13 protein-coding genes are annotated in these 14143 nt (G+C 70.6%); 7 read left to right on the top strand and 6 right to left on the bottom strand.

The window, feature by feature from the left end; translation table 11 throughout:
• Positions 1-10 precede the first annotated feature (10 nt).
• The 5 genes from FFT10_RS17360 to FFT10_RS17340 form a co-directional block, all read right to left on the bottom strand.
• Entirely contained in the window at positions 11-745 is a 735-nt protein-coding gene (locus tag FFT10_RS17360; protein ID WP_137734123.1) for a GNAT family N-acetyltransferase, read from the bottom strand.
• Positions 742-1977, bottom strand: coding sequence for a glycosyltransferase (locus FFT10_RS17355; RefSeq protein WP_137734122.1), 1236 nt, complete (start codon positions 1975-1977; stop codon positions 742-744). The genes FFT10_RS17360 and FFT10_RS17355 overlap by 4 nt, the downstream gene beginning before the upstream one ends.
• Complete coding sequence (locus FFT10_RS17350) at positions 1974-2849, bottom strand: hydrolase 1, exosortase A system-associated (RefSeq protein ID WP_137734121.1); 876 nt, start codon at positions 2847-2849, stop codon at positions 1974-1976. The genes FFT10_RS17355 and FFT10_RS17350 overlap by 4 nt, the downstream gene beginning before the upstream one ends.
• On the bottom strand, positions 2846-3664 hold the full coding sequence (locus FFT10_RS17345; protein ID WP_137734120.1) for a hydrolase 2, exosortase A system-associated: 819 nt from the start codon (positions 3662-3664) through the stop codon (positions 2846-2848). Before FFT10_RS17345 ends, FFT10_RS17350 begins: the two co-directional genes overlap by 4 nt.
• A gap of 72 nt (positions 3665-3736) precedes the next feature.
• Positions 3737-3988, bottom strand: a complete 252-nt coding sequence (locus FFT10_RS17340; RefSeq protein ID WP_137734119.1) for a phosphopantetheine-binding protein — start codon at positions 3986-3988, stop codon at positions 3737-3739.
• A gap of 194 nt (positions 3989-4182) precedes the next feature.
• On the opposite strand from FFT10_RS17340, the gene FFT10_RS17335 reads away from it, so the two are divergent.
• The gene (locus FFT10_RS17335; protein ID WP_137734118.1) at positions 4183-5793 is read left to right on the top strand and encodes an acyl-CoA ligase (AMP-forming), exosortase A system-associated; all 1611 of its coding nucleotides are present in this window, start codon (positions 4183-4185) and stop codon (positions 5791-5793) included.
• Positions 5790-6593: a 3'(2'),5'-bisphosphate nucleotidase CysQ gene (gene cysQ, locus FFT10_RS17330; RefSeq protein ID WP_137734117.1), complete on the top strand. Its 804-nt coding sequence runs from the start codon at positions 5790-5792 to the stop codon at positions 6591-6593. The genes FFT10_RS17335 and cysQ overlap by 4 nt, the downstream gene beginning before the upstream one ends.
• Here cysQ and FFT10_RS17325 read toward each other — a convergent pair.
• Positions 6583-7590: an NAD-dependent epimerase gene (locus FFT10_RS17325; RefSeq protein ID WP_137734116.1), complete on the bottom strand. Its 1008-nt coding sequence runs from the start codon at positions 7588-7590 to the stop codon at positions 6583-6585. The two genes, cysQ and FFT10_RS17325, sit on opposite strands and share 11 nt — an antisense overlap.
• A 197-nt stretch (positions 7591-7787) precedes the next feature.
• On the opposite strand from FFT10_RS17325, the gene FFT10_RS17320 reads away from it, so the two are divergent.
• The 5 genes from FFT10_RS17320 to FFT10_RS17300 all read left to right on the top strand — a co-directional run bounded on the left by FFT10_RS17320 (position 7788) and on the right by FFT10_RS17300 (position 14133).
• A complete protein-coding gene (locus FFT10_RS17320; protein WP_137734115.1) occupies positions 7788-9122 on the top strand; it encodes a UDP-glucose dehydrogenase family protein in 1335 nt (444 codons plus the stop codon).
• Positions 9123-9136: 14 nt separating this feature from the next.
• The gene (locus FFT10_RS17315) at positions 9137-10423 is read left to right on the top strand and encodes a pyridoxal-dependent decarboxylase, exosortase A system-associated (protein WP_137734114.1); all 1287 of its coding nucleotides are present in this window, start codon (positions 9137-9139) and stop codon (positions 10421-10423) included.
• Between the two features lie 123 nt (positions 10424-10546).
• Entirely contained in the window at positions 10547-11203 is a 657-nt protein-coding gene (locus FFT10_RS17310) for a hypothetical protein (RefSeq protein ID WP_137734113.1), read from the top strand.
• 96 nt (positions 11204-11299) lie between these two features.
• A complete protein-coding gene (locus FFT10_RS17305; protein ID WP_137734112.1) occupies positions 11300-11776 on the top strand; it encodes a (2Fe-2S)-binding protein in 477 nt (158 codons plus the stop codon).
• On the top strand, positions 11773-14133 hold the full coding sequence (locus tag FFT10_RS17300; RefSeq protein ID WP_137734111.1) for a xanthine dehydrogenase family protein molybdopterin-binding subunit: 2361 nt from the start codon (positions 11773-11775) through the stop codon (positions 14131-14133). The genes FFT10_RS17305 and FFT10_RS17300 overlap by 4 nt, the downstream gene beginning before the upstream one ends.
• Positions 14134-14143 lie beyond the last annotated feature (10 nt).

The raw sequence follows: 14143 nt of genomic DNA, 5'->3' as shown, positions 1-14143 counted from the left end.
CGCCGCATCATCAAGCCGACCGGGACGGCCCCGGATGGGGCGGCGAGACCGCCAGGGTGGGCGCCGAGCCCACGCCCAGCGAGAGGTGGATGAATGGCGGGCCATTGAACAACGCCAGTTGCCAGGGCCCGGCCACGATGAACAAGGCACGTGCCACCGGTGTGGCGCCGAGCCGCGCATGGGCCGCCAGCGATTCGGCGTTGAACTCGGAGATCCGGCTGAACGTCCACTGCACGCCCTCGTCGCGCATGCGTGCCTCGGCGCCCATCCACAGCAGCGCCAGCGTGCGGCCGAGGCGGTACCTCGGTTCCACATAGACGTCGAAGTCCCAGGCCGAAATGCCGGCCTCGCGCATCAGGAAGTGGCAGCGGACCTCGTCTTCCTCGTAGCGTGCGCGCTGCCACCAGACATGGCCGGCGAAGCGCCCCTTCACCTGGGCGGCCAGGCAGCGGGCACCGTTGGCGTAGCGCGCCGCGATCACCGCTTGCGGCCGCGGGAAGTCCTCTCGCCAGGGATGGCTGGCGTCCACGTCCTCGAGCACGGTGCTGCCGCTGCTGCGCACGCCCGAGGCGCTGGCCAGCCCCAGGGGTTGGGCCACGACCATGTACTTCACCAGCCGCACCCGCCCGCCCGAGGCGCGGTCCAGCAGCCTGTTCAGGATGTAGAGCAGCCCGTTGGTCAGCCCGAGCTGCCGCAGGGTCAGGCGCAGGCTGGCCCATGCGCCGGCCAGTGACCGGGCACTCACGGCCTGCCGACGCGGTTGAGCAGCGCCGCCAGTTCGGCCGTGCGCGCTGACCGGGAGGCCGCCGCCGTGGCTGCCTGGTCGGCCAGGCACCCCTGGAAGCCGCGCAGCAGCAGACCGTCCATCACGGCTGCGATCTCCTCGGTCGAATCCAGGCGTGCAACGGTGGAGAGGCCGGCGCCGCGCAGCACGCCCCAGGTGTCGCCATCAGGATCGGTCAAGGTCACGATGGGTCGGCCGGCGCGCAGGTACTCGTAGACCTTGGCCGGCACCTGCTCGTTGCAGTTGCTGGCCTGCATCACGAGCAGCGCGTCGGCGCGCAGCATCTCCGCCAGGGCGTCCGCATAGGGAACCGGGGGCAGCAGCTCGACCATGTCCTCGACGCCATGCTTCGCGGCCAAGGTGCGCAGCAGGTCATCGGCCATCGCCGCGCGGAACCGGATGCGCAGCCTGCTGCCGTCGATGCCGCGCAGGCGCAGCCGGCCCAGGGCCTCGATCAACTGGGTCGGGTCGCGTTCAGACGGGTAGACGATGCCGCTGTGCAGCAGGGTGAGGCAGCCTGGGTTCAGGGCTGTGCGGTCCTGGAGGGTCGCCTCGGCCCGCGCGAAGGTGGATTCGTCGTAACCGTTCTCCAGCACCAGCATGCGGTCTGCGCGCGCGGCATAGCGTTCCCGGTAGGTGCGGGCCGCGCTGGGCGTGGTGAAGCAGCAGGCGCTGGCGTGGGCGGCGGTGGCGGCTTCGATGCGCTGGAACGCGGCCCAGACCTTCGGATCGCTGGGATAGCCGTCCTGCGCCATCGGGTCGCGGAAGTCAGCCACCCAGGGCAGCCCGGTCCGCTGGTGCAGCGCCAGGCCGATGGCATGGCTGGTGGCCAGCGGGTAGGTGGTCCAGAGGACATCGGGGCGGTGGGTCCGCACCAGGTCGAGGCCTTGCCGGATGGCGTCCCACTTCCAGCTCATCCAGCGGTCTGGCCGCGCCAGCGCCGCCAGGTACCTGCCGCCCAAGGCGAGGTGGCGCGCCGTGTCCAGCGCCTGGGCGCGCCGGACCACCGTGCCTTCGGGCACCTCGGCCAGCAGGTCCGGGCTGGTGCGCTCGTAGGCCCTGGGATGGGCAGTGACCACCAGGGGCTGCCAGCCGTGGTCGGGCAGTTGCTGCACGAACCGCAGGGTGCGTTGGATGCCGCTGCTGCCCGCCAGCGGCGGAAAGTGGAACGCGACCATCAGAACACGCTTCATGTTCGTGCGCCATCGCTCGGGAGTGGGGAGGCCAGCCCGGACAGCCAGGCGATCGTGCGGGCTTCGACGGCCCGCTTCGCATCCGGGTCGGAGAAGGTGTGGTCGGCGTCAGCCAGGTCTTCGCGGGTCACCGCGCGGCGGGTCAACGCGCCGTTCCAGGCCGGCGACGTGTGCACGGTCTCCAGGAACTCCTTGGCGGTGTAGTCGTCTCCGCTGAGCAGCAGCAGCAGGGGGACGTCACTGTCGCGCCATGCGCGCGCCATCCGGTCCTGGAAGGACAGGGCGGCATCGCCCGCGTGTGCGCCGCTGCGCCGCGCGGCGCGCAGGTTGCCCAGCAGTCCGCGCAGCGCGTCCCAGGCCACGCCACCGGACAGCAGCTTGCGCCAGAACGCCGGCTGCCGCAGCCGCTGCAGGTAGTAGTGGCGCACATGGGTGCGGGCCAGGCTCTGCGCGGACCGGGTCCATGGGTTCAGCAGGCACATGCCGCCCACGCGCCGGTCGCGCCGCGCATGCCAGTACAGCAGCGCGGCCGAGGCCCCGTCGCACAAGCCCCACAGCACCACCTGGCGCAGGCCGGGGATCTGCGCGTACAGCAGGTCCAGTGCCAGCGCGATGTCGTCGTCGAGAGACTCGAAGCCTTGCGCCTCGCCAGCGCTGTCGCCCATGCCGCCATGGTCGAAGCGCAGCACGGCATGCCCGGCGTCGGCAATCGCACGCGCCAGGCTGACGAATTGGCGGTGGCTGCCGATGCGGTACTGCGGGCCGCCCACGATGACCAGGACGGCGGTGTCGCTGGGCTGCGCCGGGCGGCTCAGGATGCCGACCAACGGGCGATCGGGCGGGCCGAAGACGTGCGGGATGTCCTCGCTCATGCCGCACCTGCCGGGGTGGGGCCGCAGACGGCCCGGCTGGTCGCTTCCAGCAGCAGCGGCGCCAGTTCAATCTCCGTGGTCTGCCAGAAGGCGGGCCCCGGCACGGTGGCGTGCTGCACGGGCAGGCCCTGCGTGCGCAGCGCGTCGATCAACTGCAGGACGGGCGGCGGCGGACTGGCATCCGGCCGGCTGTCGGTGTCCAGCCAGACCACCCGCTGGGCGGCCAGCGGCGCTGCGAGGCGGGCCTCGCCCAAGCCCTGTGCCAAGGCGGCGCCCAGCCGATAACCTGCGACGTCGACATGGCGGCCGGCGCCGAGTTCGGCCTTGAGGTCCAGTTTCGCGCCGCCGCGCAGCATCTCCGCGGCCGTGCGGATGCGCAGGAACTGTGCAAGGTGCGCCCGGCCCTGCAGCACCGGCGACCACCACAGGTGGGCCGGCCGCTGTGGCAGGCGTGCCGCGGCCTCTGCCGCCAGCAGGCAGCCCGCACGCACCCCCCACAGCCACAACTGCGAATCCGGCCACCGCTGATGCAGCCAGCCCGCTGCGGCAACGACGTCGTCGACCCAGGCTTGCCAGGTTGCCGACGCGAACTCGCCGCTGCTGTCTCCGCAGCCCGCCAGATCCAGCACGAGGACGGCGCAGTCGGCACCCGCCAGCGCCCTGGCCTGCAGCGCCGCCATGCGGCGCACCTTGTTCAGTTCTTCGGCAAACGGCGCCACGAACAGCACCGCCGATCGGACGGTCCGGTCGGCCGGTGCGTGCAGCAGCGCGAAGCGCTTGCCGCCATCAGCAACAGGAATGAACAACGCCTGCACGACGACCCTTGGATTCGATGCACGACCTGTCGTGCGCGCGCGGCCGGGACGGGCCGAGTGACCAGCGGCGACTCAAGCGCCGAGCTTGTCCTGGACGAACGCAGCAAGAGACCCGAACGTGGCAAAGGTCTCGCCATCGATGTCGTCGTCGTCCACCACGATGCCGAAGCGCTCTTCCATCGCCGTGATCAGGGTCACCACCGCCATCGAATCGAGTTCCGGGATGGATCCGAGCAGCGGCGTCTCGGCAACGAAGCCCGACGCACGCCCACCCAGGCTCAACACCTCGTTGAGCAGGCTGGAAAGTTCCTTGGGGATGTCCATGTCGTGGTTTGCGCTGAATTCGGGGAGTGCGACAGATTCTAGGCGTCACCATCTTTCAGCGGGCCACGCTGGCGGCCTGCGGACAGGCGGTGCGTGAACTATGCCGGCAGGCCCTGGCTGACGTGCATCGGTGGCGTGCGGATGCAGAGGGGCCGCGTGCCATACTTTCCCGTTGCTGCTAAACCGCATTTGCAATGGCCTCATTCCACGCCCGCGAGTCCTCACTGTTGCCTGAGCTGGTCTGGCGCGCAGCCGACCGGGCGCCTGGCGATGTCGCCCTGGTCTTCGCCGATGTGGAATCGGACCATGCCACCCTGGCAGGTGCGGTACGCGCCTTCGCTGCGGGATTGATGGCATTGGGCCTGCAGCGCGCCGAGCGGGTCGGCATCTACCTGGAGAAGCGGCCCGAGACCGTGATCGCCAGCTTCGGCGCCCCGGCCGCGGGTGGCGTGTTCGTGCCGCTGAACCCGCTGCTCAAGGCAGAGCAGGTTGCATTCATCCTGCGTGACTGCGATGTCCGTGTGCTGGTGACGTCGCCCGACAGGCTGGCCATGCTGGCCGACGTGCTGAAGGACTGCCCGTCACTGCGCCAGGTCGTCGTGACAGGCGACGCACCAGCCGCGGCGGGTGCTGCGCATGTTGCGGTGCTGGGCTGGGCGGATCTGCTGGCCCAGCCGGACCGCGCCGGCCACCGCGTCATCGACACCGACCTCTGCGCCATCCTCTACACCAGCGGCTCCACCGGCCGTCCGAAGGGCGTGGTGCTGAGCCACCGCAACATGGTCGCCGGCGCGAAGAGCGTGGCCAGCTACCTCGACAACCGGCCAACCGACACCCTGCTGGCGGCGCTGCCGCTCAGCTTCGACGCCGGCTTCAGCCAGCTGACCACCGCCTTCCACGTCGGTGCCAGGGTGGTGTTGCTGAACTACCTGCTGCCGCGGGATGTGCTCAAGGCCATGGTCAAGCACCGGGTCACCGGACTCACGGCCGTGCCGCCGCTGTACATCCAGCTGACCCAGATGGATTGGCCGGCCGAGATCGACCAGCACCTGCGCTACTTCGCGAACACCGGCGGGCGCATGCCGCGCGAGACATTGAATGCGCTGCGGCAGCGTGCGCCGTCGGCCAAGCCCTTCCTGATGTACGGCCTGACCGAGGCGTTCCGGTCCACCTACCTGCCACCCGACGAGGTCGACCGCCGGCCCGACTCCATCGGCAAGGCCATCCCCAACGCCGAGATCCTGGTGCTGCGCGAAGACGGCACCGAGTGCGGCCCCGATGAGCCCGGCGAACTGGTGCACCGCGGCGCCCTGGTCGGCCAGGGTTACTGGAACGACGCCGAGAAGACCGCCGAGCGCTACAAGTTGCTGCCGGCCGGCGTGGGCGGGCGCGAGCCGGGCCTGCAGTTGCCCGAGTACGCGGTGTACTCGGGCGACACGGTGCGCAAGGATGCCGAAGGCTTCCTGTACTTCATCGGCCGGCGTGACGAGATGATGAAGACCTCCGGCTACCGCGTCAGCCCGACCGAGGTGGAAGAGGTGCTGTACGCCACGCGGATGCTGGGCGAGTGCGCTGCCTTCGGGGTCGACCATCCGGCGCTGGGCCAGGCCATCCAGGTGATCGCCACGCCGCCGACCGGCGCTGACACGGTCGACGTGCCGGCGCTGCTGGCCATCTGCAAGCAGTCCATGCCCGCCTACATGGTGCCCCACGGCGTGCATGTGGTGCCCGGCCCGCTGCCGCGCAATCCGAACGGCAAGATCGACCGCAAGCTGCTGGCCACGCAGTGGCTGGAGCGGCAGTGATCGCTGGCAGGTCGATCCCCGCGGTCCTGGACGACCTCGCCGCGCTGGCCCGCCGCGCCGGCCAGGTGGTGATGGCCGTCTATGCAACCGACTTCGCGGTGCGCGGCAAGGGCGACGCCTCGCCCGTGACCGCCGCCGATGAGCAGGCCGAGGCGGTCATCCTGGCCGGACTGGCGCAACTGGCGCCGGACATTCCGGTGGTGGCCGAGGAATCGGTGGCCGCCGGCCGCACGCCTGACGTGTCAGCCGGCCGGTTCTGGCTGGTCGACCCGCTGGACGGCACGCGGGAGTTCATCTCGCGCAACGGCGAGTTCACCGTCAACATTGCGCTGATCGACCAGGGCCGGCCGGTGGCCGGCGTGGTGCTGGCACCGGCCGTGGGCGGCCCTGCAGGTCGGCTGTTTGCCGGTGCGGCAGGCTCCGGCGCCTGGGTGGAGGACAGCCAGGGACGCCGACCGATCCACTGCCGAGCGGTGCCGGCCGACGGCCTGACCGTCGTGGCCAGCCGTTCGCATGGCGATGCGGCGGCGCTGGACGCCTTCCTGGCCGGCCGGCGCGTGGCCCAGCTGACCAATGCCGGCTCGTCGCTGAAGCTGTGCCTGCTGGCCGAAGGCGCGGCCGACCTGTACCCGCGCCATGGCCGCACCATGGAGTGGGACATTGCCGCCGGCCATGCCGTGCTGGCTGCTGCGGGTGGCGAGGTGTGGCGCATCGATGGCAGTGCGCCGCTGGCCTACGGCAAATCGGGTTTCGAGAATCCGCACTTCTACGCGGCGGGCCCCGGCGCGGTCACACCCTGAAGTAGTCGCGGTACCACGCGACGAAGCGGCCCACGCCGTCGTCAATCGAGGTCGCCGGCTTGAAGCCCGTCCAGGCCTCCAGGGCCGACACGTCGGCGTAGGTGGCCGGCACATCGCCCGGCTGGATGTCCATCAGCACCTTCTGGGCTGTCTTGCCGGTGTGGCGCTCGATGGCGGCGATGAAGTCCATCAGCGGTACCGGGTCGTGGTTGCCGATGTTGAACACCCGGTAGGGCGCCCAGCTGCTGGCGGTGTCGGCAGCGGCCTTGTCGTAGCTGGCATCGGGCTGGGGCGGGCGGTCCAGCGTGTGCACCACGCCGGCGGCGATGTCGTCGATGTAGGTGAAGTCGCGCACCATCTTGCCGTGGTTGAACACCTGGATCGGCTCGCCCGCCAGGATGGCGCGGGTGAACAGGAACAGCGCCATGTCCGGTCGGCCCCAGGGGCCGTAGACGGTGAAGAAGCGCAGGCCCGTCGTCGGCAGGTTGAACAGATGGCTGTAGGTGTGCGCCATCAGCTCGTTGGCCTTCTTGCTGGCCGCGTACAGGCTCACCGGGTGGTCGACGCCGTGGTGCTCGGAGAACGGCATGGCCGTGTTGCCGCCGTAGACGCTGCTGCTGGACGCGTACACCAGATGCTGGACGCCATGGTGGCGGCAGCCCTCCAGGATGTTCATGAAGCCGACGATGTTGCTGTCGATGTAGGCATGCGGGTCGACCAGCGAGTGCCGCACGCCGGCCTGCGCCGCCAGGTGCACCACGCGGTCGAACTTCTCGGCGGCGAACAGTGCCGGGATGGCGCTGCGGTTCTCCACATCGGCCTGCACGAAGCGGAAGCCGGCGTCATCGGTCAGCCGGGCCAGCCGGTCGCGCTTGAGCTGGGGGTCGTAATAGGCGTTCAGGTTGTCCAGGCCGACCACGGTGTCGCCACGGTCCAGCAGGATGCGGGCGACATGGGAGCCGATGAAGCCGGCTGCGCCGGTGAGCAGGATGTGCATGGATCGGGGCGGGAGAGAGGGGCAGCGCCAGGCCCGCGCGCGGGGCCGCATTGTTGCCGCTCGCCGCTGGTGCCAGCCAACCCGGTGCGGCGAAACCGTGGCAATCGGCACGTTGGCGGTGGAGCGGTCACGTTGGCTACACGGCTGGCAGGCAGAATCGACTGCTGTTGTCCGCAGGTGGATGGGAGCTTGCACGCATGAAGATCACTGTGATGGGTGCGGGGTATGTGGGGCTGGTCACGGGGGCCTGTCTGGCGGAGATGGGCAACCACGTGGTCTGCCTGGATGTGGACCCGCGCAAGATCGACATGCTCAAGCGCGGTGAAGTGCCCATCCGTGAGCCCGGCCTGGATGCTGCGATCGCCCGCAACGCGGCTGCTGGCCGGCTGCAGTTCACCACCGATGTCGCTGCGGCCGTGGGCCACGGGACATTGCAGTTCATCGGCGTGGGCACGCCGCCGGACGAGGACGGCTCGGCCGATCTGCAGTATGTGCTGGCCGCCGCCGAGAACATCGGCCGCCACATGACCGACTACAAGGTGGTGGTCGACAAGAGCACCGTGCCGGTGGGCACGGCCGACAAGGTGCGCGCCCGCATCGCCCAGGTGCTGGACGAGCGCGGCCTGGACCTGACCTACGCGGTGGTCAGCAATCCCGAGTTCCTGAAGGAGGGGGCGGCCGTCGACGACTTCATGCGGCCCGATCGCATCATCATCGGCTGCGACGACGAGCGTGCCAGCTTGCTGATGCGTGCCGTCTACGCACCCTTCATGCGCAACAAGGACAAGCTGGTGGTGATGGATGTGCGCAGCGCCGAGCTGACCAAGTACGCCGCCAATGCCATGCTGGCAACCCGCATCAGCTTCATGAACGAGCTGGCGATGCTGGCCGAGCGCGTGGGCGCCGACATCGAGTGGGTGCGCAGGGGCATCGGCTCAGACCAGCGCATCGGTTCGCACTTCCTGTACGCCGGCACCGGCTATGGCGGTTCCTGCTTTCCCAAGGATGTGAAGGCGCTGATCCGCACCGGCCAGGAGCAGGGCCTGCAGCTGGGCGTGCTGCAGGCGGTGCAACAGGCCAACGAACGCCAGAAGCAGGTGCTGGTGCAGCGCGTGCTGGCCCGCTTTGGCGAGGACCTCACCGGCCGCACCTTTGCCGTCTGGGGCCTGGCCTTCAAGCCCGACACCGACGACATGCGCGAGGCGCCCAGCCGGGTGTTGATCACCGAGCTCACCCGCCGTGGTGCCGCCATCCAGGCCTATGACCCGGTGGCCATGCCCGAGGCCCGCCGGGTGCTGGCCGGCACACCGCGGCTGCAGTTCGTCGAGCACCAGAGTGCCGCGCTGGAAGGTGCCGATGCGCTGCTGATCGTCACCGAGTGGAAGGAATTCCGCACGCCCGACTTCGACCAGATCAAGGCCACGCTGAGGCAGCCGCTGATCCTGGACGGGCGCAACCTGTACGAGCCGGCGCTGATGCGCGCGTTCGGTATCGACTACATCGGCGTGGGCCGTGCGGCCGCTGCGCTGTGAACCTCTGCAAAACCATGACCGACACCACCCTTTCCACCGCCGCCGAGACTGCCGCAACCGCACCCGCACCGCGCAAGCCGCCCGAGCATGCGCCGATGCAGCAGTTCGCCCAGCGTGACGGCCAGCTGGTGGTCGGCGGCGAACTGCTGACCACGCTGGCTGCCCGCGTCGGCCAGACACCGTTCTATGCCTACGACCGCGGCCTGCTGCGCCAGCGGGTGGCGCAGCTGCGCGCGGTGCTGCCGGCGGCGGTGAAGCTGCACTACGCGATGAAGGCCAACCCGATGCCGGCGGTCGTCGGCCTGATGGCCGGGCTGGTCGACGGCATCGACGTGGCCTCGGCCGGCGAGCTGAAGGTGGCGCTGGATGCCGGCGCCCACCCGGCCGAGATCAGCTTCGCCGGCCCCGGCAAGCGCGACCCGGAGCTGCGCCAGGCGGTGGCGTCGCGGGTGCTGGTCAATGTGGAGAGCCTGCGTGAGCTGGCCGTGCTGGGTGCCGCCTCGCGTGAGCTGGGTCTGCCGGCGCGGGTGGCCGTGCGCGTCAACCCCGACTTCGAGCTCAAGGGCTCGGGCATGAAGATGGGCGGCGGGCCCAAGCAGTTCGGCATCGATGTCGAGCAGTTGCCCGAGGTGTTTGCCCGCATCGCCGCCGAGGGCCTGCAGTTCGAGGGCTTCCATCTGTTCGCCGGTTCGCAGAACCTGCGGGCCGAGGCCATCTGCGAGGCGCAGACCAAGAGCTACGAGCTGGCGCTGCGGCTGGCGGCGCTGGCGCCGGCGCCGGTGCGCTTCCTCAACCTGGGCGGCGGCTTCGGCATTCCGTACTTCCCTGGCGAGCAGCCGCTGGACCTGGCACCCATCGGCGCCAACCTGGCCGCGCTGTGTGCCCGCGCCGCGCAGGACATGCCGCAGGCCGGCATCGTCATCGAGCTGGGCCGCTATTTCGTCGGCGAGGCCGGGGTGTACGTCACCCGCATCGTCGACCGCAAGGTCTCGCGCGGCCAGATTTACCTGGTGACCGACGGCGGGCTCAACCACCACCTGTCGGCATCGGGCAACTTCGGCCAGGTGGTGCGCAAGAACTACCCGGTCACCATCGGCAACAAGGCCGCGTCGGCCGAGCGGGAGGTGGCGTCGGTCGTCGGTCCGCTGTGCACGCCGCTGGACCTGCTGGCTGACCGCATGCTGCTGCCGGTGGCCGAGGTGGGTGACCTGGCGGTGGTCTACCAGTCGGGCGCCTATGGCGCCAGCAGCAGTCCGCAGAACTTCCTCGGCCATCCGCACTGCGTCGAAGTGCTGGTCTGAGCCGGGCCGGCGCCGGCCTCCCGGGTTTGCGGGCTGGCGCCGCGCCGCCGCGGTCCGCAGAATCCGTGTATCGGAATGTTTCCGACCCGCGCCGGTGTCCGTCCGGCCCCTGCCCGCCGCGCCATGCCTGCCTTGTCCCTGTTGTCTGTCCTCTGGCGTGCGCCGCTGCGTACCTGCCTCGGGTGGCTGCTGACGGCCATCTGGGCGCTGGGGGCGCAGGCGGCGGTGGTGCAGCCGTCGGTCGATCTGCTGCAGGCAGGCGGTGGCCTGCCGGTGCCGGCGGCGTCGACCCTGGAGCGGGCGCTCACTGTCGACACCAACACCAGCCAGCGCAACCTGGATCTGCTGCTGGATGCCCGCCGTGCCGGTGACAGCGCCGGCCAGGCGCCGTTGCGCACCGGCGAGATCCCGCAGAACGGGCGAGCCCTGCCTGTCGCAGAACCACGCGGCATCCTGGTGCCACTGGGCCTGCAAGGCCAGGACAGCGTGATCGCACCAGGTGCGACTGAACGCCGGGAGTGGCTGAACACGTCGCCGTCCGGCCGCGGCTCCGACATGCCGAGCCATGCCTACGCCGGCGCAGGCGCTGGCGGCGGTCAAACGGAGGGCCAGTCCGGCAGGGCCGACCGGGTGCGCACGCCAGGTGACACCGGGGAACTGGGCGAGCTGGTGACCGACACGGTGCAGTTCCTGCGCGAACACCGCTTCTGGCTGCTGGGTGGGCTGGTGTTGCTGGTCCTGTCGGCGGCCTCGCTGCAGGCCATCGCACGGCGCCGCTAGGCGCGCGGTCGCCGGGGCTTCGGGCCGGCCCGGACAGCGGGCGCCGCGCCTTGCCGCTACCATCGCCTGGAAAGTGTTTTCTCCAGGAGACCGTGCATGATTCCCTTGAAGCTCACCGTCAACGGCCAGGCCGTTGCCGCCGACGTGGCGCCGTCCACCCTGCTGATCGACCTGCTGCGCGGGCCACTGGCGCTCACCGGCACCCACGCCGGCTGCGACACCGCCCAGTGCGGCGCCTGCACCGTGCTGGTCAATGGTGAGTCGGTCAAGAGCTGCAGCCTGCTGGCCGTGCAGGCCCAGGGCGCGACCGTCACCACCGTCGAGGGCCTGGCCCAGGATGCGCAGTTGCACCCGTTGCAGCAGGCCTTCATGGACTGCCACGGCCTGCAGTGCGGCTTCTGCACCCCCGGCATGCTGATGACCAGCGCCTGCCTGCTGGCCAAGAACCCCAAGCCGACCGACGCCGAAGTGCAGCACGCGCTGGAAGGCAACCTGTGCCGCTGCACCGGGTACGTCAAGATCGTGGCCGCCGTGCAGCAAGCCGCCACCACCATGGCAGGAGCCACCGCATGAACGCACCGATGGAAGCCCGCATGTTCGGCAGCGGCAAGACCGTCCGCCGCATCGAAGACCCGGCCCTGGTCACCGGCCAGGGCCGCTACACCGACGACGAAACCCTGCCCGGGCAGACCCACCTGGTCTTCCTGCGCAGCCCGTACGCCCATGCCGACATCACCGGCATCGACACCAGCGCCGCCCTGGCCATGCCGGGCGTGGTGGCCGTCTACACCGGCGCCGACCTGGCGGCCGCCGGCGTCAAGCCGATGGCCGGCGTGCCCTTCCCCCGGCCCGACGGCAAGCCCGGCGCCACCGCGCCGCGCCGCGCCCTGGCCCACGGCCGGGTGCGCTTCGTCGGCGAGGCGGTGGCGGCGGTGGTGGCCGACAGCGTCGACCAGGCGCGCGCTGCGGCCGATGCCATCCAGGTCGACTACAACGAGCTGCCGGCCGTGGTGAATGCCTTCGATGCGATGGCGCCCGGCGCCCCGGCACTGTGTGACGACGCGCCCGACAACATCGCCGCCGGCATGGCGCACGGCAACGTGGCCGCCACGGCCGCCGCGTTTGCCGCGGCAGCGCACACCGTGTCGGTGGACGTGGACAACCAGCGCCTGGCGCCCAGCCCGATCGAGCCGCGTGCCGTGTCGGCCCGGGTGCCGGCCGACGGCCCCGACGCCGGCCGCCTGGTGGTGCGCCTGTCCAGCCAGATGCCCACTGCCGTGCGCGGCGGCTTGGCCGATGCCATCCCCGGCCTGACGCCCGAAGGCGTGCGGGTGCTGGTGGGCGACGTGGGCGGCGGCTTCGGCATGAAGACCGGCATCTACCCCGAGGACATCGCCATCGGCTATGCCGCCTGGACGCTGAAGCGCCCGGTGAAGTGGCGCGCCGACCGCATCGATGAATTCCTGGGCGCGGTGCACGGCCGCGACGTGGTCAGCCGGGCCGAACTGGCGCTGGACGCCAACGGCAAGGCGCTGGCGCTGCGCGTCAAGGGTTATGCCAACGTGGGTGCCTACGGCACCGCCACCGGCATCGCCATCCAGGTGCTGATCGGCCCCTGGGTGTCGACCAGCATCTACGACATCCCGGTCATCGACGAGCAGTTCGTCGCGGTGCTGACCAACACCACGCCCACCGGCGCCTACCGGGGTGCCGGCCGGCCCGAGGCCATCTACCTGATCGAGCGGCTGATGGACGCGGCCGCCCGCAAGCTGAAGATGGACCCGGCCGCGCTGCGCCGCCAGAACATGATCCGCCCGGAGCAGATGCCCTACACCAACCCGATGGGCCAGGTGTATGACAGCGGCGCGTTCCCGCAGATCCTCGACCAGGGCCTGGCCCTGGCCGACTGGGACGGCTTTGCCGCCCGCCGGGCGCAGAGCGAGGCCGCCGGCAAGCGGCGCGGCCGCGGCATCGCCACCTTCCTGGAATGGACCGGCGGCAATGCGCTGGTCGAATCGGTGACCGTGAACATCACCGCCGATGGCTTCATCGAGCTGGGCAGCGCCACCCAGGCCATGGGCCAGGGCATCGCCACCAGCTATGCCCAGCTGGCGGTGGATGTGTTCGGCGTGCCGATCGACCGCATCCGCGTGCTGCAGGGCGACACCGACCGGGCCAACGGCTTCGGCAGCGCCGGCTCGCGCTCGCTGTTCACCGGCGGCTCGGCCGTCAGCGCGGCATCGAAGAAGACGGTGGACGAGGCCAAGGCCCTGGCTGCCGAAGCCCTGGAAGCACCGGCTGCCGACATCGAGTACCTGGCGGGCCGCTTCAACGTGGCCGGCACCGACCTGGGCATCGGCCTGTTCGAGCTGGCCGCGCGCCAGGTGGGTGGGCGCATCACCGCCACCGACAGCGCCACCGCTGCCGGCCCCACCTGGCCCAACGGCTGCCATGTGTGCGAGGTGGAACTCGACCCCGCCACCGGCGAGGTGGCCGTGGTGGCCTATGCCTCGGTCAACGACATCGGCCGCGTGGTGAGCCCCACCATCGTCGAAGGCCAGATCGAAGGCGGCGCAGTGCAGGGCATCGGCCAGGCGCTGTGCGAGCGGGTGGCCTATGACCGCGAGACCGGCCAGCTGCAGAGCGCCAGCTTCATGGACTACGCCATGCCGCACGCCGACGGCTTCCTCGGCTTCAAGACCCAGTTCGACACCAGCATCCCGTGCAAGACCAACGCCCTGGGCGTGAAGGGCGTGGGTGAACTGGGCACCATCGGCGCCACGCCGGCGGTGGTCAACGCGGTGATCGACGCGCTGGACCACGCCGGCCTGGGCGCGGCGGCCGAGGCCATCCAGATGCCGGTGACGGCGGAACGGGTGTGGCGGGCGCTGAACCTGAAGCAGTTCGATCCGTCGCCGTACCGGGCCTGACGCGGTCTGC

Source organism: Pseudaquabacterium pictum (genome assembly GCF_005403045.1).
Classification (GTDB): domain Bacteria; phylum Pseudomonadota; class Gammaproteobacteria; order Burkholderiales; family Burkholderiaceae_C; genus Pseudaquabacterium; species Pseudaquabacterium pictum.
This window is presented reverse-complemented; position numbering and strand designations above follow the sequence as displayed.